Below are 19,936 nucleotides of genomic sequence, written 5' to 3'. Positions count from 1 at the left end.
CAGCCGTCCTACGGTGCGAACGCGCTGAAGCCCTCTTCGATCGCCCTGTCGTAGACCTCCAGTGCCTTCCTGACCTGGGCCGCCGTGATGGTGCCGTTGGTCGCCAGCTTGGCGGCGATCGTCGTGGCGATCTGCTGCTCGGCCAACTCCAAGGCGCGTGTCTCCCGGGCCCAGTCAGCTAGCATCTCCCACTCGCTCAACTCGATCTGCTTGAGCCGGGAGAGCTGTTCCTCCTCTTCCTCCCGGGTGTCTATCGCGAACTCGACAGGCCGCGCTAGCAGTTCCTCGTCCAGTTCGTCTGGAACGGTCCAGGGGATGAGGGAGACCTCCTCCCAACACTTGCTGCTCTTTGCCCACTCGGTGACGTGCTTGCCCTCCTGGATGACCATATCCATGATCAGTGGGCACAGATCGTGGGCGGCTTGGACGACCGCATCGCTCACCTTCTGCTCACGCCATATGCGGTTGAGGTCGATGCGCCGCCCGGTCTCCTCGCAGAGGCGGGCAGTCGTGTAAGCAGTGATCAGGGCCTTGTGGCTTCCTGCGTCGTGGACTTTGGCCACCTTGTCGACCGCCTTGAAGAGGATGCCCATGGCGATCGTCCGACGGCAGTAGTCCGCATCAATGACTGGGGGCTGCTTCTTGATGTCAGCCTGGAAGGCAGCGAAGTTCTTCTGCGCTCCGCGGCTCACTAGGTGCGGCAACCCGTTCCACGCGTTGACGAACTTGGCCAGGTCAGACTTGGCGAATCGCTGGGCGGCCGGGTTCTCGGCCTTGAACTTGCGCCGTGCGACGACTGCCGTGTGCTTCGCTTCCTCCACAGCGTACGAACCGCGGGCACGCTCGTAGAACCAGCGTGTCTGCGGACCGCCAGGGGTGGTTGAAGGCGCCCACAAGGTGCGGCTGGTTCGTTCGAACTCGACATGGAACTTGTCGTTGGCCGAGAGATCGACCAGCGTAACCTTGTTCTGAGTGTTCGAGTACTGCGAGATGCTCGGGACGATTTCCATTAGTTCGTCCGAGCCCATCAGCATCAGCTTCATTTGGACGCTGACACCGGTCAGGTCCCTCTTGTCCCGTTTGAAGACGTGGTGGAGGGTGGCGGTGGTCTGTCCGCCGTTCACAATCTGGAGGCCGGTGAGTTTGCGGATGCCGACGCGGCCTCCGGCCGTGTCCTCGACGAACTCCGCGTCGGTCGCCGTCGCCGTGATGCCGTTGTTGTAGGTCAGGAACCGCCCCGGCTCATTGAGCAGGGTGAGGCGGATCCCCCGGTTGACCGTGCTACGGGCCTGCAGGAACGCGCGCACGTTGAGCTCGAGGAGACGCGTCCGGTGCTCCTCGTACAGCTCGGCGAGGTGGCGCCCGGGAACGACGGCGAGGGTCACGGAGAGATTGGGCTCGATGCTCTGCACCGACAGGCAGCTGATCGGCGGGTCGAACTCCACAACGATCGGCTCGCTGGCAGCACCGGACGTCTGGTGGCGGTAGAGCCGGGCGAGATCCCAGAGGTGATGCTCGACGGGGAGGCCCTGGAAGTCGGTGGGCTCCGGCTGCGTGCGGGCCGTCGACTCGCAGTTGCTGAACAGGAACAAGCGTACTTTCGAGGCGTTGGCGAGCAGCTTCTCGACGCCCTCGCACAGTTGGTGCACCTCGGTTGGCTGATCGAAGTTGCCCCGTATGCTGCCGGCCTTCTGCAGGAAGGCGAGCAGCCTGCGGAAGTGCCGTGTCACGTCGGCTTTGGTCAGCCCGTCGGCCATGGGGTCGAGGCTGAACTCGGTGGTGTAGAGGTCGAGGACCGAGCGGTCGTCGCTGTATCCGAAGCCGTACACCATGACGCCATGCCCGCTGTGGTAGGCGACCGTCATGTTGGCGACGAACCCGGACTCCTCCAACTGCTCGAGCACCCAACGGGTGAACGTCCTTGGGATCGAGCCGTCCTCTGCTTCTGCCAGGGTCTGTATATCGCCCGTGAGCGTACGGGCGTAGTCGGCAAGGGGCAGCTCAGCCATCAGTACCTCTGATTACTTCGGTGACCTTTTCGGTCGTGGTGCGGTGCTTCTCAAGCGCGATGACGCTGATGTCGTAGGCACAGTTGCCGACCCCGTCGGGAAGGTCGGTCTCCACGATGCGCGGGAACCCCTCGTCGACGGTCCACAGGTCGGCGCGACGAAGTGTGTAGCGCGGCTCGTCGTAGAGGTCCCGCTGGTGCGGCAAATAGCCGGACTGTATGAGGCGGCTCTCGAACCGGGCGGATGCCGAGGCAATGCCGGCGGCGGTGCGGATGTCGTCCACCACCGAGTTGAGGCTCTCGCCCAGACCACCCCGGCGCTCGTCGAGGGCCAGGTGCACGAGCACTAGGCGGCCGACTCCACGATCGTCGAGTTGCCGTTCGTTCGCGATCCGGACCGTGCTGGGGTTCTTCTTGGCGGTAGTTTTCACCTCGATGGCAACGGACGGGAGCTGAAAGTCCTGGCTGCTGCCCTCTGGCCCGGTCCAAGCCTCCACCGCCGCATGCGTCGGGAGGGCGGCGAGTAGGTGGCTACGCAGGTAGCGCAGCTCCCCGTAGAGTCCCAGCCGGGCCTCTCTGCCCAGGCCCTGGGATCCGACACTACGCATGAGCTGCTGCCAGTGCGTGAACCGTCGAACCGCCCGCTCGAGGACAGTCTCCGACGATGCGTCCTTCGAGGTCCGCGCGATGTCCTCCGCGAGGGGTGTGAACACCTCCCGCAGTTCACCCGCGGTTAGGGAGATCTGAAGCTCGAACTCGCGATTGCTCACCGAGCTGCAGGACAGGCTCAGGCCGTGGGTTTCCCGCAGGTTGACAAGGAGGGGGCGCGCACGGTCGACTGCCCGCGAACCACCTCTCACCAGTAGCATGCGCTGGTGCCCCGGGTGCGTCACACCCACGTGGATGTCGTGCCCGCTCTCGGGGAACAACCGCCGGGTGGAGCGTCCCCGGTCAGGCTGTGGTGCTTCGAGCTCCTGCCACAGCGCTTCGTCGATCATGCGTCCTCGGCCCCGTCCTCGTAGCTGAGGTCGTCCGAGTCGTCCTTCCACCAGGGAACATTCACGACGTACTCGGTCGCGGTGTGGACCCGAGAGAAGGGGAAACTGGCTGCGAATCCGATCAGCGGTATATCGAGGTTCGCCTTCTCCGGTGGCTCCATCATGTAGATGAGCAGGTGAGCCTGATCGGGTCGGCGCTGCCAGCGCAGTGGTTCACCCGTCGGCAGGGTGGGTGCGAGCGGTTCGCCGTTGCGGTTCTTGCGCCCCGCAGCGGCTTTCTTCGTCGCCTCCAAGGCGGCGTCGTACTGCTCCGGGTGGTCGAGATCGAGCGACTCGTCCTTGGGGTTCAGGATGCGCTTGATGGTGTGCTTCGTGGAGTCCGGACGGGCGGTCTTGGAAGCTGCTCGTGTGACCGCACCCAGCGTGTGTCCCGCGAGGTCGACGGGCATGTCCGCTCCCTGGCGGGAGACGACCCGGACGGTCCACTTGCCGAGCTCCCCGGCCTTGGCACACTGCTGGATGTAGGCAGAGATGGCGTCCGGACGGATCCTGTTCGCCTCCGACGCAGATTTGTAGCGGTCGAAAAAGCCGGCCGCCACCACCTCTGCAGGGACGTCCGACCACACGAGGCTGCCAGTCTTCGAGTCGACCTCAGGTGAAGCCTGCTCCAGGAGCATGCCAGCGAATGCCTGCAGCCTGTCGAAGTTGTGCTTCGGCACCCCATTGGTGAGAGGGAAGATGGTCGTCTCGGCGAGTTCGCCGGAGAAGCTGAGCCGCACCCGCGTGCCCTGACGCATCTTGTTGGCGGCTGTGATGCTCAGACCCAGAGAAGAGGTGCGCACCTTGAGACCGAACTCACGAGGGGTGAAGCCGATCGCGGCCATCTCCTCGATGTCCCGGCGGAGCTCGTCAGTTGCGGCCGTGATCTCCTCGTAGGCACCCACCAACTGTGCGGTCGTGTAAAGCCGGCACAGGTCCTCGTAGCCGGGCCGGTAGCCGAACCAGCGACCCATCTGCAGCAGGGTGTCGTAGGTTTTGGCGAAGCGCAGGTAGTAGCTCACCGAAAGGCCCTCAAGGGTAAGGCCACGCGACAGCTTCTGCCCGCCCACAGCGATGACGTACATGCCTGTGTGCCGGTTCGAGTAGTAGTCCAGCACGTCCTTGGCCACCCCGTTGATGGCCTTGATCTCGAACTTCTGGATCGCGGGGAGAATCTCGGCCGCGGTTTGCTCCCAGGACAGCCGTTCGGCCTCGTCCGCGGTGAAGAAGGCCGTGGTGGCCTCGAAGTCCTCCTCCCACAGAGCCCGCAGTTCGTTCATATACGCACGGGATGCATCCCCATAGCGGTCCCTGAGGCCGTTCCGGAGCAGCCTCACATAGTCGTCGATCTGGTCCCGTACCTGCCCCTGCACCTTGGTGAAGCGGGTGACGTGCACCAACATCGAGTTGTGGACATCCACCTGCCCCCGCGCGCGGCGGGCGGCACAGGTCAGGACGAATGAATGGATGGTGCGCCGCAACGAATCCGGCAGCTCTGCGGTCACTGTGAAGCCGGACTTGTGCTTCTCGGGAACCCAGTGCTCGGCGTCGTCGACATGGTGTACCAGCGGCAGCGGGTCGATGTCGTCTTCTTCCGCGTGGGCACGCAGACCGAATAGGCGCTCCGGACCGAGGTAGTTAGACGGTGCACGCAGCGTTCGGATGAAGCTCTCGGGGAACAGGTCGCCGCCGAGGCTGTCGTGGTCAGCATCCGGATCTATGTAGATGTTCGCGTAAGGAGTCGCGGTGTAACCCACATAGGACGACTTGTCGAAACTGGTCAGCAGCTTGCGGATGGCGGTGTTGATACTGGTGGGGTCAGCCCCGTCACCGGCCGTGTTGACGGACGCGTTGTCGGCCTCGTCGTCGATGACGAAGAGTGGGATGTCCTGGACTATCTTGCGGCCCGTCTTGGGGTCCTCAACGCCGTGGACCTCCGTCACCCAGGTACGCAGGTAGTCGATGATCCTCGGATGCTTCTTGACTACGAGAACCACCGGGAAGTTGCCGATCGGCAGATTCGCCTTGGATGCGGTCTTCCGATCGAAGTCGCCCTTTTCAGTGCTATTGGTCAGTGACGCGATGTGGAGACGCGGCTCACCGGCCATGGCACCGACCCCGATGTAACGGTCGGCACCCTCTTGATCGGAACGGAGCTGGTACTGCGTGTCAAATCCCAGCAGACCTTCGTCTATCCGGAGTTGGGTCTGCGCGCGTAGGTCGTTGAGGACACCAGCGAACACAACGATCAGTCGGTATCCAGCGTCGGCAGCCTTCGCTGCCAGACCGATGAACTGGCCAGTCTTCCCGGACTGTACCTGGCCGATCACCAGCCCCATCCGACGCCAGGGACCGGGCCGGTGCGGATCTTCCAGCTCTCCAAGAACTTCGTCTGTGGTCCGGTCGATGCTGTTCACCACTTGGAGCGGCATGCCCCGCGAATGCTTCAGGAACCGTTCGTACCGGGTCCAGAAGGCCCACGAGCGGTCGTTCTTGGCATCGGGCAGCCACGGGACGTGGTCCTCGCTGTTACTCAGCCCCGCTGAACTCTCCTGAAAGGTGGTGGTGCGGGACTCGACCAGCTTGCGTAGATCGGCGACATCTACCATCACGCCGTTGAGGCCGGAGACCATCTTGGCCGTCTCAACAGCCTTGGTCACTTCGTCCGGAGTAGCCTGCCGATCCTCCGGCAAGAACTGAATAGCCACCTTCAACGCATAGGACAGGTCCTTGCTGCCGGCCAGATCCACAGATGTCTCCCCCCGGAGATACGTAACTTGATGGTCGGGAACAGGAGGCTACGCCCCACCATCGACACTCGGTCACTTGTTCCAGAATCCATCAAGCTGGTCGAATGGTTGCGTTGTGCGGATGACCTGTCGTGCTGCATCCGGAGGGCGGCCTTGGGCAACGAGCACATCCAACATGCGCTGGGCCACGTTGGTCGCCTCTTCGTTGGCCTTCCCCGGACCGCCGAAGGGCTCAGGATCGTCTGCTGTGTCGGTCTCGTGCAGAATGCGCAGCGCCGGCACAGGAACGGTCTCCTCCAACAGCCGCAGCAGCGCTCGGATGTTCGCCGGATCGCCGCCCCCCTCCCGGAGCACCGCTTGGACGAGGGGATGCTTCCGGTTGATCCGGCACTGGACGGTGTTCTCGTCTCGCCGTACGTTCCACGCGAATGACAGATTCTCCGCGCGCTGCCGTGCCGCTATTTGACCTCGGTTGCGGACAGTCTCGGCTGCGGCGGAACGGACTGTGCGCGCTATACGCTGGAGATGCTGGCGCAGTGCGACCGGCGGCACCACTGTCGCCTTCCGGACATCGACCTGCCACTGGGTGTCGGTCTCGGCCGGAATGTCGACGGCGATGCGAGCCAGGTTGTACTTTTCCTCGCGCCGGAGTCCGCGTATGCCCAACCAACTCCCCGCGAGGATGAGACGGTTACGGCGGTACACGTAGAAACCCTGCTGTCGCAGCCATCCCCTGGGTCCTCCGACGCGTTCCGCCTCGGCAGGGGCTAGCCGCTGCAGTCCGGGCAGGATGTAGGGCTCGACTCTGACCTTGTGCCCGTCGAGCGGCAGATTCTCCACCGGGTGGCGTAGCACCGAAGGGTGGCTGGACAGAAACGGATCCCACGGCTCAACAGCCAAGCCCGTGACACGCAGAGTCAACGCTGCTGAGCCAGTGAGGAACCGGGCAAAGACGAGACCGAGGTGGCTGCGGACCTTCTCGGTCTCGTCGTAGTACTGCCGTTGGGACCTGCGATCGACAGCGGTGACCCCCCGGTATCCGGCGAGTCGATGCCACAGAACGATTGTGCCGACGGAGCGTCCGGCGGTGAGTTGCTCTAGGGCTACCGCAGCCTCGGCCGGCGGCTGTCGGAGCAACCGCCATTCACCGGTCTGCTCGACCACATCCAAGTCCCATGTCCGTGAGCACCAGGAGCCGTTGGCCTCCGCCGTGCAGACCGTCAGCAGACGGCACTGAGAGAAGGAAGCTGACTTCAGCCCCACCCCGAACCGGCCCAGATCCGTGGACTTGCGATCAGTCGCTGACCAGCGCGCCGCGACGGTCATCGCGGCGACCAAGGACGCCTCCGACATGCCATGGCCATCGTCGATCACGGCGACCCACGACGAGCGCCCGTCCCAGGTGAACTCCACGTCGATCGTCCCTGCCCCAGCCGAGACGCTGTTGTCCACTAAGTCTGCGATGGCGTCCGGGAGCGAGTAGCCCAGAGAGCTCAGCGAGGCCACCATCCCAACGGGCTCGGGAGGCGCGAGGTCGTACGCCATGTGGTACTTGGTCCTGCCCTTCGGCTAAGGGGACGACGAAGGAAGACATTCCCTCGTGTCTAGTCACTGTGCCTGTGCGTGCGAGACGAACCTGAGTGGGAGGACGTGCATGGGCGCTTCCTGCCACCGCATGGCGTTGTTGCCGGAGTGACTGACCATCATGTCGGCAACCTGCGCAAGCGTCCATAGCGTGCAAGCATCGCGAATGCTGTCATCAAGGTGAAAGGTGTCGAGACGGGGGAGTGGTGTGAGTACGCACGGCGCCCAGGTTGTGTGGGGCAGTAGGGCGCTGGTCTAGTTGGCGTTCTGCGCCGGCCGCATGGAGGCACAAGGGCGCCTCCCCAAGCTTCCCGGCTGCGCGTGACCAGATACCCAGACAGCTTCGGTCACGCTCCGCGACAACCTGGGAGTGGTTCGGCCCGCCTCCGCAAGTGGATGCAGCCACTCTGACTTGCAGAAGGGGCCTGCCTAGACGGGGGTGTTGATAGGGCCTTGGTAGATCTCGAACCTGCGGCCAAGCGCTTAGAAGGCGCCTGCTCTTGCAGTAGGTCGTACACACCCAACCTGGGGAGTCGCCAGCGCTGGCCGTGTATGCCTGGCTAATATCGACATGTATTCGACACGGGATGTTGGTAAGCCTGTCCTGGTGTCAGGTGACGTGACGTCAGTTGGTTCCAGCCTCAAAGTCCAGATTCTCTGGGTGGTCTCGCACGTCTTCGATGTTACGGGTAACGGGTATGTCGAGGCCTACCTCTTCGAATGCCACATCGTCGCACCAGACGCGCCCGTCACCTGAGAGAATGAAACCGATCCGGATGGTCGCGCCTTCGCCGGGCACATCAAGGACAACATCACGTCGACTCCAGCTCTGGGTGCCCGAAATGCTTCGGCCGTCAGAAGTGTTGTCGAACTCCATCACCTTGTGCAGGGTGTCATCGACGCGGAGCCAAAGCCCCGCCCACTTGGCAACGTCTCTGGTCTTGAGCATGGCGGACAGACGTACCCGCCTTCCTCGGTAGGCGTCTGCCTTGAACACCTGGGCGATAGAGGCGAACTCCTTCGCACCGGGGCGGGCTTGGATGAAGGCACTGGCGCGACCGCTCTGGAAAATCTGCGTGTCAATGCCGAATTCGTAGTCCTCAGGCCGCGCCCCTGTCACATACCAGCCCGTCGGCAAAGCGTTATTGCCAGCGACGCTCGAGGGGCGAGCCTGGAACTCCGAAAGGATCTTGGTTGTCTCGGCTTTTGTGCGCTCCGACTCGGCTTCCAGCTTCCGAACTTCCGCCCGCATCCGAGGTCGTGAGGTGAGGTACGTGATGACTGCCACGACTACGGCACCGACGATTGGCCCTGTGATCGTTAAGATTGACAATGTAACGGTTTCCCCCGGCAGAAAGCGCGGCGACGGTAGTCGTGCCTGAGCCCAGCAGTGGCGTGACCGCGGACCAGATACATACTGAGCTGCTTTAGGCTGGCCCAAACCTGAGGACGCAGCTTCGGAGGGCCCCTGCGACTCGTACGTTGCAGCAGGTCTGGGGCCTAGAAGCCGTCTGCCTAGCCGCGTCCGTCTTAGGGGACTGCCGGCTCTTCGCTATCTGCAGCCGTTGAGGGCAGCGGAATCGTAGGTCCGTGATCTTGATTTAAGAGCTCCGTTGGTGCGATGTCGATGGCGGAGAGGCGCTGCACCTCAGACAGGAGACGGTCGTATAGAGCCCGCATCGAATTCAGTAGCATCTTCGCCACTGAATCAGCGATTGGGGGGCGCGATTCCGTTAGACGCCAGGGCCCTGTATTGGATTCGATCGGGTGGGCGAAGAGCTTCACGGCTTCTTTGACGCGGGTCCATGCGAGTCCAAGCTCGGTCCAGTTCAGGTTCCCAGTCACGTGGCTCATCGAGTTCCCCCAGTTGCTCTCCCAACCCAACTCAAAGGAATCTTGGACGGATCTCACGGATTTGTTGATCTCGTTCCACATGGGCAGGAGGTCGCGTGCGGGATTGGACATTGATATTTGCATATATGGAACCTCGGGGAATCCTTCAAGTGCTCTACGGCCAGCGGAGCCAAGACGGTCCTTGGGCAGTGCATCAGGTTCAGTCGCCCTTGCCTCTGAGCTGAGCGTTTCTGCTGTAAAACCCGAAGATGTATCCAGCGCTTCCGTCGCTGATTCGGCTTGGCGAGTTATCTCAACGTTCATCCCCAGAGCTTCGAAGCGAACATCTCTCTGTTCCAAGGCGGATCTAATGGGATTCCTGAATAGCAATACGAGGGAAATGAGGGTCATTGGCCAGATTGCGATTTTCAAAATGTCGATGACGAGGCGGGCAATCTCCATGCCGATTTCTCCCCTATTTCAGAGGTGCTGCTCTTTTCCTGTGTGATCTGCGTCAGAGGTCGGCGGATTCTCAGTGGCGGAGTCAAGGGATCAGCAAACTTGAAAACCGTCGTGACGAGAGTCAGGGTTGAGCAGCGTCCGTCTGTGTCAGTTCTGGTTGGTTGGTCCGGATGCGGACTCCTCGCGGCGCTCCGCAAGGCGGAAACGGGACAGGTCACGGGCAAGGCGGATCGCTTGGCGAGATGTCAGAGCGTCCGGCTGGCCGGTGTAGGTGCTGCCGCTAGGGGTTTGCAGGCTCAAGTCCTCGTCCGTGACCGTGAACTCCAGTGCGACTTCGGTGCCCGCTTGAGTGTCTGGAACGAGGCTGATGACAGTGACACCAATTCGGCCTTCGTTCAGAAGCCATTCCGCCTCCGATGGAATGGGGAGAGTGTCGCAGATGATGAGGACATGCGGGTATAGGGGGGCCTCGTTCAGTTCCTCGCGACGGAATTGATCCCTGTCACGAACTCCAGTCAGGAGCTGGATGAAGCTCGCAGTGTCGTCTGCCAAGCCGGTTACGAGAGAAGGCAACTCGGCATCGGGAAGGGGCTTGGCATGCGGCAGGTAGTCAATCCATTCCCATTCATCTGACTGCTCCACGGGAGCGTGGACAATGACCCGGAATTCATCAGGCCCGTGGAGTGTTACCAGCTGCGCCACCATGCTTCGTAGGAGATTGCGGCTTCGTTCCTCAACTGTGCCGCATACGTGAATGTGGTGAAATGCGCGGAGGTTAACCGCTAGAGGAAGGTCCGCCAAGGTTCCGTACTCCTGAATGAGAGAATTCAGGCCGTCGGCGCACACTGGATCGGATCCCGCAGGAATGTCCGGAGAGACCAGCGAAGTGGCGAGGGACTGGTTCCCTGTGCCAACCCGCACCTGCATGAAATCTGGGTATTCGTGCGTCCTCTCCCAAAGCTGCCCCCGACGAGCTATTACGGCACGCAACTCTGACGGCTCCGGATGCAACCACAACTGCGCCTCCCTTTGGAGAAGGGCGGTCCGATGTACCTGTCGACGAGTGTCGGTAAGGTAGCGGAGATACGCTTGCCGCTGCTGGTTAGTGTGCGCTGCGTCGTCGTCCGAGTTGCGCGTTAGCACGACAACGAGGGCGATGGTCGCACTAGATATAAAGGCGAAGGAACCGGCGAGCTGGTTAGCTGGGCCATTCGCGGTGAGGATTAGTAGTCCAGAGGAGCAAAAGCCGGGAGCGGTTAACAGTATTGGGAGTCGCCATTTCTGCCTCCAGGTGACTTCTTTGCAGACGGGAGGCGGTCGTAGCATCACGGGATCCCCTGGGACGTCCGAGGGGAGAAGCCGTGGCTGACGGGCGAAGGTTCGAAGTGTCGATGGGCTTCTGGCGTCAGAATTATTGGATGGGTCCGAGGAGTTTGGTGGCTGCGCGGTCGCGGTGCTCAAATAATTCTCCGTCAAGTGATCACAATTCCGATGCCGGAATCATCGGGCATGGCTCGGCCGTCCAAAAGATAAGTCAATTCTGCGGGCAAGCGCGTCAGCTGGCCCAGCACAGCTGAATTAACCTGTTCACGGGTTAGTGACTGGACGGAACTGAGGTTAGCGGCGACGAGTACGGCGCCGGAAAAGTCGGCACCGTGTACATCGGCTCCCGAGAGATCGGCACCCGTCAAATCAGCCCGTGCAAGACTAGCGTTGATTAATGTTGCGTCGCGCAGATCAGCACTGTCCAGCCGCGCCCTGTCCAGTCTCGCGGAAAAGAGGTCCGCCCCGCGCATGGATACCGACGATGCCAAAGTGTCGTCCAGGCGAGCTGACGACAGAGCGCAGTTCGTGAATACGGCTCCCTTAATCTCAGTCCCACGCAAATCAGCGCCTGAGAGACGTGCCCCCGTGAGGTCGGCACCGTCGAGGCGCGCACCTCTTAGGTCTGTGTTGTCGAGTTCCGCCTCGCGCAAGATAACTTGACGCAGGTTGCTTGACCGGAGAAGGCAGCGCTGCATGTCCCCACGTTCGAATGACAGCCCCTGTAGCTCGGCTCCCCTTAGGTCAGACTCGGCCAATTCGGGTCGCATTGTTCGTTTCATCGACCCGAGTACGTCAAGTGCCGCTTGCACGTCTGCCTCTAGCCTGGGAGCCTGCGCGAGCTGGTTTGGGACCTCGGACGAAGTGACGCGCTGACTCAGAGCTGGGGTAATTGGACGGCGACGCACAACGAACGAAGAGAGCACCTGCGTGATGGAGCCCACGTCTCGCCAGGAGTCACTCGCCAGCCTCTGAAGAGCGAAAACCCCGCCCAGGCGGGCGTCCAGAAACTCACTGCTCAGTTGGCTTACAGCGCCGGCATACCGGTCTGTGATCTGGCTCTGTCGTGAGAGCACGTACCCACGTGCCGTGTAGATGAGCCCTCCGATGACGGCCAGTCCGCCTGCCGTCTGTAGGACCATGCCACGCACGTTGTTCAGATGAGTGAGACGCTGAGACGGCTTTAACTGCTTGGCCTCCGTATCAGCTAGCCAATGCGGAACCAACTGAAGGAGGAGGAACGCGACGCCCACAGCGACAGCGAGCACCACAAGCAATGTGGCCATCGTCCGTAGCCGTGCAGACCACCTGTCGCCGCGCGCCAAGGCGAACTCCTCCCCCAGGGCTCTGAGATGAGCAACGTACCGATGCGGCGGTGCTCCAACAACCTGGCTCGCAGGGCCTCACCTTTCCCCACCACTCTCCCCCGCTTCCATCCCGTCCGCCGTCGACCCACACACCGTGGAGCGGGCGTGGTTCATGGCGTCCAGGTGGAGCGCGCCACTGTACGAACGACCTGGACGCCATGGGCCGCGTCTGCTCGGCTCTGCCTGGGTCGATGGCGGACGGGATGGGAGCTCCCCGCGCACGCCACGACGGGCCGGCAGTCGCGTACGGCGCCCACGCCATCCCAGAGTCTGAGCGCCCCCGCCGGAGGCATGCCCTGGCCTGGGTCCGCTTCATGCGGTGATCACCGATTGGCCTTCGGCCCATCCATGTGGGCGCGCGTCGGCGCAGCCGGGGGCGGAGCGGGCCGAAGGCAGGAGCGGCGCCCCAGAGCGGAGCCGGTAAGCGCGCCCGGCGGAGCGGAGCGCAGCCGGGTGCCTTGAACCAGTAGAGAAAGTTGTTACTCAGGCTTCGGCTGGGATGTGCCAGAGCGGAGCTTCGTACTGCTCCGGCCGGCTGTTCAGTAGGAGAGCTCTGAGGCCCTGGCGCTGTGAGCCGTTGAGGCCGAGGGCTTCGGTGATCCTGCGGAACGTCGTGTGCGTGACGCCGCGGCTGCGAGCCTGCGCCTCGAAGTCGGCGAGTTGGTGGAGCGTGGCTTCCGGGTCGAGCTTCTGCTCCAGCTGGCCGCTGAGCCAACTGGCCTTGTTGCGCTCGTAGTCGATCTCCGAATATCCGCAGATTTCCCGGCTGTGCTGCTCTGCTTCGGCCAGGCTCTCCGTCGCCAGGATGGCGCGGGCGAGCTCATTGCGATTCAGCGCGTCGTCGAGGTCGGCTTCATGGACGGTCGGCCCCTCGTCGGTGAGCGGGACCGGTAGGCCGGCGTCCCGGACTTCGCAGAGGCCCCGTACTCCTCGCGCTGTGGCGGCCAGCATCGCGGTCGCCTCAGAAGGGTGCCATTCCAGTACCGAGCTGACGGGTTCGACGTGATCGCCCGTGAGGGTCAGGACGGCTGGGCCCATGCGGTCGTGTAGGACCTCAGCGGGGATTTCGCCGTCCAATCCCGGGCCGGCGATCAAGAGCCTTATCGGCGCGTTGACTTGGCAGCACGCGGCGAGGGTGAGGGCGTCTGCGAGTGGGCTGCGGAGCGTGGGCTCGTCGCCCTTGGCGAGGATGTCGCCGCCGACGTCCAGGAGGTCGATCGATTCCGGGGCCAGGTGCTCGATCAGTTCTTCGAGCTGACGGGTGATGCCTTCGGCCCCGTGGTGTGGATCGATCAGGGCGACGCGGTTCGGAAGTTCTCCCGCCAGCCGGGGGAGTGTGGACCCCGCGGGAGCTACCGGTTTCGCCTCGGCCGGTACCGACCACACGCTTGGGGTCAGAGGGTGGAGGCCCGTGAAGTTCGCCGGCCCTCGGGGCCCTGGTGCGGGGTCGATCAGCAGACGGTCCCACGCGTAGGTGAGGATCACTGCCGGACTTCCGTCGCTCCCATAGAGAGCTGCGTCGAGCATCGCGGCGGCGACGGCGTCGCCCCCGCCTCCTGCTGCCACGATCAAGCGCGTCACGCGACCAGCCTACGGGTTCCGGTATTGACCACTCACCCTATAGTGGCTACTGGTCATAGCCACTTAGGGAAGGGGCTCCGATGCCGCAGATCGAAGAGACCCAGCCCAAGTACCTCCAGATCGCGCACCACATCCGCGATCAGATCTTGCGGGGCGACTTGCGGCCTGGTGATGAGGTGCCGTCGGAACGGCAGTTGGCGGCTGACTGGGGCGTCTCACGGCCGACGGCCGCGCGGTCGCTGGAAGCGCTGAGCCATCAGGGATTGGTCGAGAAGCGCCAAGGGTCGGGCACCTATGTGCGTGGTCTCGCTGTGAATCGGAGGGCCCGGGAGCTCTACGGGCGGGCGAAGCAGACCGGCAAGATCTACACGGCCGGTGAGTACGCCGTGATCACCTCGGCCGGGTGGCTTGAGGCCCCTGCCCATGTGGCTGAAGCGCTGAGTTTGGCGCCTGGTGGACGGGCGGCTCATCGCCGTCGAGTGACCAAGAACGAGACCGGACCCATCACCATCTCCACCTCGTGGTTCGGTGTCGACATCGGTGAGCGTGCGCCCAAGCTCCTTGATCCTGACCGGATTCAGGAGGGCACGCTCATGTACGTCGAGAACATGACCGGCCGGCAAGGGAGCTATGCCGAAGACCGGATGTGCGCCCGGCTGGCCACGGAGGATGAGGCAGCGGATCTCGAACTTGAGCCCGGATCCGCTGTCCTGATTGTCCATCACGTGGTCTACGACCTGCAGGACCGCCCGATCGAGTTCGCCGAAGCCACCTACCCGCCCGGTCGTTGGGCGTTCGAGCAGGGCTACCCGATCAGCTAGAAAGTCGCTCCTCTCTGTGTGAACCGCTTGTGGCTTCGAGTGGCTAATGCCACTATCCAGTAAGTGGCTAAGGCCACTTGATGGGAAGGGGCATGGTGTGAGCCAGGATCAGGCGGAGTTACGGCACGTTTCGCAGGAAGCGGTCTGCCGTGGATGCCGGGGACGAGGGTGGAAGCGTGTCGGCTCCCGCTCGGTCCTGGCAGCGTCCGCGGCCGACGCTCGCATCCGCCCCACGTCTAGGCGGCGCTGTCTCGACTGCGACGGCACCGGTAAGGAGTAGGGGTGCTCATGTTGGATGCGCATGACGAGCCTGACGCGGCGGCGTCCCCGATCGGGGGGATGACCCTCTATCCGGTACCTGAGTCTGTTCACCGGGCTCGGCGCTGGTTTCGGAAGTTCACCGCCCCGTACTACCTGGTGTGCTCGATCGACGACTGCGTACTGATGCTCTCCGAGCTGGTGACGAACGCCATCCTCTATGGAGAGGCGGAGGAGCCCTGGCGGGTGCGTGTCGAATGGTGCCGCGTGGGGCAAGCCCTACGGGTCAACGTGCACAACCCTGGATTCCCCGCTGATGTGCTGCTGCGCGAACCGGGTGCCAATGACGCGCATGGGCGGGGGCTGCTGCTGGTTGACGCGCTCTCGGACTCGTGGAGTGCCGGCCCCAGCCGCTTCGGTGGCACCGTCGTGTCCTTCCAGGTCGACGACGCGTGGAAGCCGTGAAATCGATCTACCTCATGAGCGCCCACGGGTCCTTGGGTGTTCAGTGCCTACTAACGTGAGTAGTCTGGTTGACAGGTTGACTTGGCTGATCGGGACTAGGCGGGACTATGGCGTACGAGGTGGCTGCACCCAAATATGTGCGGCTGGCGCAGACGCTCCAGGGGCGTATCGAAGACGGCACGTACCCGCCTGGGAGCCTGGTTCCGAGTGAAAACCAGCTGGTCCAGGCCTTCGGCATGTCCCGCCCCACCGTCGTCCGTGCGTTGGAACTCCTGAAGCGGGACGGGTGGTTGGAGTCCCGGCAGGGATTCGGCACGATCGTCCGTGGGCGACCCGAAGTGATCGAGCGGAAGAGCCAGCGAGGCCGGGAGACGCTTGAGCGGGCGGAATCGACTGCCGCCGGACGTCTCATCGAGGTTGATCAAGTACCCGTGCCTCCGAGGGTCGCTTCACTCCTCGGTGTTCCCAAGCGAACCGAGGTGCTCGTTCGGAGACTCCTGGTCGAGGAAGACGGAGAGGCCGTGGAGCTGACCTCCTCGTACTTCCCCGCCGGTCTTGTGGAGGGCACGAGTCTTGCCGATCTGGCCCCGCTTCCGGAGGGGCACCGCGCGCACCTGGAGGCGCGCAAGAAGATCCGCTTTGACCACGTGACAGAGCGGGTCTCGGCGCGTCTGCCGAGCAGGGAGGAAGCGGAACTCCTCCGGCTCCCTGAGGGCGAGCCGGTCCTCAGCGTCCTCGTGGTTGCCTGTGATGTGTCTGGGCAGGCCTTGCAGGTCACGGACGTGCTCCTGCCGGCCGACCGGCAGGAGCTCGAAGACACCTACCGGCTCGACTGACGGACTGGCGCCTTCTCGCCCGTCCTGGTGCGTCAACGCCCGCCGGTGACTGGTCGTCAAGCTACTCCAGCCACTTGACAAGTCAACCTGGCATCTCTAACTTCGGACTTGCTAAGTCAACCTGTCAGGTTGTCTGATGGGTGCCTACGAAGGAGAAGTTCTGTGCGTGTGATCCGAGTTGAGACCTCGTCCGCGACGATCCTGCTGACCGAGGCGCCTGAGCCGAAGGTCAAGGACCGTCAGACGGGCGAGATCGCCAAGGACGCTGTCAGCGGTGAAGCGCTGATGAAGGTCGGCGTCGTCTACATCGACGAGGGGGAGTCGTCCCTCATCGCGGTGACCGTTCCGGAGAGCGGGATCACGGACGGTCTGGCCGTGGGAGCTCCGGTATCCCTCCCCGGCCTCATCGCCCGTCCCTGGGAGAGCGTCTTCAGCGGGCAGGCCCGTCACGGCATCGCCTACCGGGCGGCCGCCGTGGTCCCCGGCGCCTTCCCCGCCGGACAGGAGAACTGATCTCGTGTCCCAGCTGATGACGCTGGTCGAACTGGGTGGACCCCTCGCCGCGATAGGCGGGGCGGTCTACACCCGGAAGGCACATCCGGCGCTGTACTGGGTGCTGGTCGGGCTGCCGTCGTCGGTGGCCCGGTTAATGGCCTCGTACAGCTCCACCATGGAGGCGTGCGGGCTGACCGTCACGCCGTCCAGGCTGCGGGCTCTGGCGGTGCGAGCCGCTACTCGCCGAGAGGTTCGCCCTGTGCCACCTCGCCGGGGTCTGATCCGCCCGACGTCCACGGGCCTGCGCGTTCGGCTCCGGCTGGCTCCCGGTCAGGAGCCGGCGGACATGGCCGCCTCGTGCGAGCGTCTTCGGCACGCCTGGGGCGTCCACGCTGTGCACGTACGCGATATCAAGCCCGGCGTGGTCGAGCTGCGGTTGGTCGGGTTCGATGTACTGCGCAAGGTGAAGGTGCCTCGTCGCGCCAAGCGTGACCTTCTCGCAGTGCCAGTGGCCTTGCGGGAGGACGGGACGGTGTTCGTCCGCGATTACCGAGCTGTACCTCACGAACTCGTCCTCGGCGCCACCTTGTCGGGGAAGTCGATGTTCCTGCGCAATCTGCTGACAGAACTGGCTTCCCAGCCTGTGGCCTTGGTCGGCATCGACTGCAAGCGGGGTGTGGAGCTGGCGCCCTTCGCCCCGAGGCTTTCCGCCCTGGCCACCGACTCTGATGAGGCTGCCGAACTGCTGCCCGTCCTGGTCCAGGAGATGGAGGATCGCTACGACCTGATCAAAGCCCGACAGGGCATCGCGGCTGGTACCGCGGATGAGGAAATCACCTCGGACGTGTGGGGCCTGCCCGACGACGAACGCCCCGCTCCGATCGTGCTCTTCGTGGACGAGGTCGCCGAACTCTTTCTCGTGGCCACGCGCAAGGATGAGGAGCATCGCGACGAGATGGTGACTCACCTGATCCGTCTTGCCCAGCTCGGCCGTGCGGCGGGCATCTATCTGGAGATCTGCGGCCAGCGCTTCGGCGCCGAGCTCGGCAAGGGAGCAACCATGCTCCGCGCACAGCTCACCGGACGTGTCTGCCACCGCGTCAACGACGAGGCCTCGGCAAAGATGGCGCTCGGAGACATTTCACCCGAGGCGGTCGGCGTCGCCGCCACCATCCCGGCCGAACGTCCGGGCCTGGCGGTGTCCGGCGACACCTCCGGTGGCTGGGGGCGCATGCGTACTCCGTATCTGTCCCTCGCCGACGCCGCGGCGATCTGCCGCGAGACTGCCGAACTCGCCCCCGGCATAGCGGCCCTGGAGCCGTTCCGCCCGCGGGTCCCGGCAACGTCCGCTTCTTCTCCGATCTCCGTGGCCAAGGCGCATCCCGCGGCCGGCTGACCTCCTTGCCTCACAGGCCGGTGTGACCGCCTCGCACCAAGTCCCTACCGCCCCCATGCCCAAAACCGAATGAGAGGACGTGATCAGGGTGGCCGAGCGCTCCGCATCGCGCGCCCTTCCGGGCCGTGTGGACGCCGTACTTATTCAGGCGGGCATCGCCGCCGCGCTGTCTTTCGCCCATCTCCATGACCTGGCCGTCGCCGCGGGACAGGACGGCTGGAAGGCATGGGCCTACCCGATCAGCGTCGACCTGCTCTTGGTAGCCGCATGGAAGCGGCTGAGGTCGGGGGAGTCCAGGGCGGCCGGGTGGTCGTGGTTCCTGGTCGCGTTGGCTGCCAGTCTCGGCGCCAACGTCGCGACGGCTGGACTCCTTGACCTCGACCACGTTCCCGCTTGGCTCCGCATAGCCGTAGCCGGTTGGCCGGCGGTCGCCTTCCTCGGCGGCACCCTGCTTGCCCACAGCCCCGTCGACTCGGCTCCGGTGCTTGCTGAACAACACGACGAGCCGGCGGTGGAAGCAGCGCAACAGAGCCCGCGGGTCTCCGAGGCTGCGTCCAGTTCTCCCGCCACTGTCCCGCGCACCCCGCTCACCGCCTCTCCGAGCGGCGCAGTCCCGGCCGCTCTCGTCGACCACGCCCGAAAAGTCGCCGCTGAGCACCACACGCGTACGGGCGCCCCTATCGACACAGCCACCCTCCGCGCCCGGCTCGGTGTCCCGGCCCCGCTGGCCGAGGCCATCGCCGCCCAACTCATCTGATCGACAAGGAATCCGCTGTTGCGACCGTCCACCCTGCGCGCCCTTCGACGCGCTGCCGAACTGACCCGCCAGAACAAGTTCACCGAAGCCGTTCTGATCGCCGAGCCGGTGATCCTCACCGCCGACGTCGGCGAGGGCGACGAAATCCGCGCCTGGCTTGCCGACCACGTCGCCGACTTCACCGGAGAAAAGGAGAACCACACATGACCGCCGACCGCCGCTTCCGCCGCGTGATCCGCATCGGCCCCGTGCAGGTAGGCACCTTCTACGACGGTCGAGGCCGGGAGAAGCACACCGCCGCCTGCACGGCTCCGCGTTGCGGGTTCTCCGCCGACTACGACAGCCGCGCCGCTGCCGAGCTGGCCGCCCGTTCCCACCGCTGCACCGCCCGTTGAGGAGAGCTCCGTGACTGTCGGCCTACCGCTCGTCTTCGTCCTCGGAGTCATCGCTTGGGCCGCGATCAAGTTCCTCGGCATCCGTCTCTGGGTCGCCGTAGTGATCGCCCTCTTCGGCTTCTGGCTCTCTCAGACCTTCCTCGCCCCCGTCGTCGAGTCCGGCACCCGCTCCGGAGTCGACGTCATCGATGGCACCAACCACTGAAGGGAGAAACACCATGCTGCTCCGCCCGAAGATGCCCGACGCCGCGCCCGTACCCGTGGGCCACATACCGATCACTCCGGCCCAGCCCCACCACGCCCCGGCGGCTTGCTCGTGCACGTCGCACGTCGCGGTGCCTTCCGCCGGCAGGTCGGTCACTCCGTTCGTCAGCCGGGGAGCGGGCGCCCTCGCCACCGTCCTGGTTGTGGGCGTCGTGCTGACCGCGCTCCTGGCCACGGTCGCGATAACGGCCGTCTTCGTCTCCATCGCGGCCCTGGTGCTGCGCTCTCTGCTCAACGGCGCCAACAGGCGCTGACCAGCCTGCCGGGGCGGCCTCGATACCGCCAAGCATCCCGCCGCCCCGGC

The 19,936-nt window shown here is 64.2% G+C and carries 19 protein-coding genes; 10 read left to right on the top strand and 9 right to left on the bottom strand.

Features of this window, described 5'->3' with window-relative positions:
- Nucleotides 1-8: 8 nt before the first annotated feature.
- The 9 genes from OG698_RS17890 to OG698_RS17850 form a co-directional block, all read right to left on the bottom strand.
- Nucleotides 9-2,009: an AIPR family protein gene (locus OG698_RS17890; RefSeq protein WP_406104016.1), complete on the bottom strand. Its 2,001-nt coding sequence runs from the start codon at nt 2,007-2,009 to the stop codon at nt 9-11.
- On the bottom strand, nt 2,002-3,006 hold the full coding sequence (locus OG698_RS17885) for a PD-(D/E)XK motif protein (protein WP_406104014.1): 1,005 nt from the start codon (nt 3,004-3,006) through the stop codon (nt 2,002-2,004). The genes OG698_RS17890 and OG698_RS17885 overlap by 8 nt, the downstream gene beginning before the upstream one ends.
- Entirely contained in the window at nt 3,003-5,795 is a 2,793-nt protein-coding gene (locus OG698_RS17880; RefSeq protein WP_406104013.1) for a Z1 domain-containing protein, read from the bottom strand. The genes OG698_RS17885 and OG698_RS17880 overlap by 4 nt, the downstream gene beginning before the upstream one ends.
- Nucleotides 5,796-5,867: 72 nt before the next feature.
- Nucleotides 5,868-7,340, bottom strand: a complete 1,473-nt coding sequence (locus OG698_RS17875) for an ATP-binding protein (protein WP_406104011.1) — start codon at nt 7,338-7,340, stop codon at nt 5,868-5,870.
- Between the two features lie 664 nt (nt 7,341-8,004).
- Nucleotides 8,005-8,667, bottom strand: a complete 663-nt coding sequence (locus OG698_RS17870) for a hypothetical protein (RefSeq protein WP_406104010.1) — start codon at nt 8,665-8,667, stop codon at nt 8,005-8,007.
- Nucleotides 8,668-8,909: 242 nt separating this feature from the next.
- A complete protein-coding gene (locus OG698_RS17865) occupies nt 8,910-9,674 on the bottom strand; it encodes a hypothetical protein (RefSeq protein WP_406104008.1) in 765 nt (254 codons plus the stop codon).
- Nucleotides 9,675-9,821: 147 nt separating this feature from the next.
- Complete coding sequence (locus tag OG698_RS17860; protein ID WP_406104006.1) at nt 9,822-10,379, bottom strand: hypothetical protein; 558 nt, start codon at nt 10,377-10,379, stop codon at nt 9,822-9,824.
- A gap of 767 nt (nt 10,380-11,146) precedes the next feature.
- A complete protein-coding gene (locus tag OG698_RS17855; RefSeq protein ID WP_406104004.1) occupies nt 11,147-11,695 on the bottom strand; it encodes a pentapeptide repeat-containing protein in 549 nt (182 codons plus the stop codon).
- Nucleotides 11,696-12,847: 1,152 nt separating this feature from the next.
- Complete coding sequence (locus OG698_RS17850) at nt 12,848-13,945, bottom strand: DUF1152 domain-containing protein (RefSeq protein ID WP_406104003.1); 1,098 nt, start codon at nt 13,943-13,945, stop codon at nt 12,848-12,850.
- 80 nt (nt 13,946-14,025) lie between these two features.
- Between OG698_RS17850 and OG698_RS17845 the strand changes: the two genes are divergently transcribed.
- From OG698_RS17845 to OG698_RS17800, 10 genes are all read left to right on the top strand, one after another.
- Nucleotides 14,026-14,766 carry a GntR family transcriptional regulator gene (locus OG698_RS17845; protein ID WP_406104001.1) on the top strand — a complete coding sequence of 247 codons (741 nt, stop codon included), beginning with the start codon at nt 14,026-14,028 and terminating at the stop codon, nt 14,764-14,766.
- Between the two features lie 288 nt (nt 14,767-15,054).
- Nucleotides 15,055-15,489 carry an ATP-binding protein gene (locus tag OG698_RS17840; protein WP_406104000.1) on the top strand — a complete coding sequence of 145 codons (435 nt, stop codon included), beginning with the start codon at nt 15,055-15,057 and terminating at the stop codon, nt 15,487-15,489.
- A 107-nt stretch (nt 15,490-15,596) separates the two neighbouring features.
- Nucleotides 15,597-16,325 (top strand): GntR family transcriptional regulator, encoded by a 729-nt coding sequence (locus OG698_RS17835; protein WP_406103998.1) that lies wholly within the window; start codon nt 15,597-15,599, stop codon nt 16,323-16,325.
- 162 nt (nt 16,326-16,487) lie between these two features.
- The gene (locus OG698_RS17830) at nt 16,488-16,838 is read left to right on the top strand and encodes a hypothetical protein (RefSeq protein ID WP_406103996.1); all 351 of its coding nucleotides are present in this window, start codon (nt 16,488-16,490) and stop codon (nt 16,836-16,838) included.
- A 262-nt stretch (nt 16,839-17,100) separates the two neighbouring features.
- Nucleotides 17,101-18,216 carry an FtsK/SpoIIIE domain-containing protein gene (locus tag OG698_RS17825; RefSeq protein WP_406111123.1) on the top strand — a complete coding sequence of 372 codons (1,116 nt, stop codon included), beginning with the start codon at nt 17,101-17,103 and terminating at the stop codon, nt 18,214-18,216.
- A 79-nt stretch (nt 18,217-18,295) separates the two neighbouring features.
- Complete coding sequence (locus tag OG698_RS17820; RefSeq protein WP_406103995.1) at nt 18,296-18,973, top strand: DUF2637 domain-containing protein; 678 nt, start codon at nt 18,296-18,298, stop codon at nt 18,971-18,973.
- An 18-nt stretch (nt 18,974-18,991) separates the two neighbouring features.
- Nucleotides 18,992-19,180 (top strand): hypothetical protein, encoded by a 189-nt coding sequence (locus tag OG698_RS17815; RefSeq protein ID WP_329321225.1) that lies wholly within the window; start codon nt 18,992-18,994, stop codon nt 19,178-19,180.
- The gene (locus OG698_RS17810; protein WP_329321224.1) at nt 19,177-19,368 is read left to right on the top strand and encodes a mobile element transfer protein; all 192 of its coding nucleotides are present in this window, start codon (nt 19,177-19,179) and stop codon (nt 19,366-19,368) included. The genes OG698_RS17815 and OG698_RS17810 overlap by 4 nt, the downstream gene beginning before the upstream one ends.
- 10 nt (nt 19,369-19,378) lie before the next feature.
- Nucleotides 19,379-19,573, top strand: a complete 195-nt coding sequence (locus tag OG698_RS17805; RefSeq protein WP_329321222.1) for a hypothetical protein — start codon at nt 19,379-19,381, stop codon at nt 19,571-19,573.
- Between the two features lie 13 nt (nt 19,574-19,586).
- Complete coding sequence (locus OG698_RS17800) at nt 19,587-19,886, top strand: SpdD protein (RefSeq protein ID WP_406103992.1); 300 nt, start codon at nt 19,587-19,589, stop codon at nt 19,884-19,886.
- Nucleotides 19,887-19,936 lie beyond the last annotated feature (50 nt).

Origin of the sequence: Streptomyces sp. NBC_01003 (genome assembly GCF_045162695.1) — a bacterium.
In the GTDB taxonomy this organism is placed as follows: domain Bacteria; phylum Actinomycetota; class Actinomycetes; order Streptomycetales; family Streptomycetaceae; genus Streptomyces.
The sequence above is the reverse complement of the archived record's forward strand: the minus strand, read 5'-3'. Positions and strand labels throughout refer to the sequence as shown.

What these genes read in the sequence shown, in the direction of transcription:
- OG698_RS17810 (WP_329321224.1), top strand. Translation starts at nt 19,177, where the DNA reads ATGACCGCCGACCGCCGCTTCCGCCGCGTGATCCGCATCGGCCCCGTG.
- OG698_RS17840 (WP_406104000.1), top strand. Translation starts at nt 15,055, where the DNA reads ATGTTGGATGCGCATGACGAGCCTGACGCGGCGGCGTCCCCGATCGGG.
- OG698_RS17855 (WP_406104004.1), bottom strand. Translation starts at nt 11,695, where the DNA reads ATGCAGCGCTGCCTTCTCCGGTCAAGCAACCTGCGTCAAGTTATCTTG.
- OG698_RS17800 (WP_406103992.1), top strand. Translation starts at nt 19,587, where the DNA reads ATGCTGCTCCGCCCGAAGATGCCCGACGCCGCGCCCGTACCCGTGGGC.
- OG698_RS17860 (WP_406104006.1), bottom strand. Translation starts at nt 10,379, where the DNA reads ATGGTGGCGCAGCTGGTAACACTCCACGGGCCTGATGAATTCCGGGTC.
- OG698_RS17845 (WP_406104001.1), top strand. Translation starts at nt 14,026, where the DNA reads ATGCCGCAGATCGAAGAGACCCAGCCCAAGTACCTCCAGATCGCGCAC.
- OG698_RS17890 (WP_406104016.1), bottom strand. Translation starts at nt 2,009, where the DNA reads ATGGCTGAGCTGCCCCTTGCCGACTACGCCCGTACGCTCACGGGCGAT.
- OG698_RS17875 (WP_406104011.1), bottom strand. Translation starts at nt 7,340, where the DNA reads ATGGCGTACGACCTCGCGCCTCCCGAGCCCGTTGGGATGGTGGCCTCG.
- OG698_RS17835 (WP_406103998.1), top strand. Translation starts at nt 15,597, where the DNA reads ATGGCGTACGAGGTGGCTGCACCCAAATATGTGCGGCTGGCGCAGACG.
- OG698_RS17865 (WP_406104008.1), bottom strand. Translation starts at nt 9,674, where the DNA reads ATGGAGATTGCCCGCCTCGTCATCGACATTTTGAAAATCGCAATCTGG.
- OG698_RS17885 (WP_406104014.1), bottom strand. Translation starts at nt 3,006, where the DNA reads ATGATCGACGAAGCGCTGTGGCAGGAGCTCGAAGCACCACAGCCTGAC.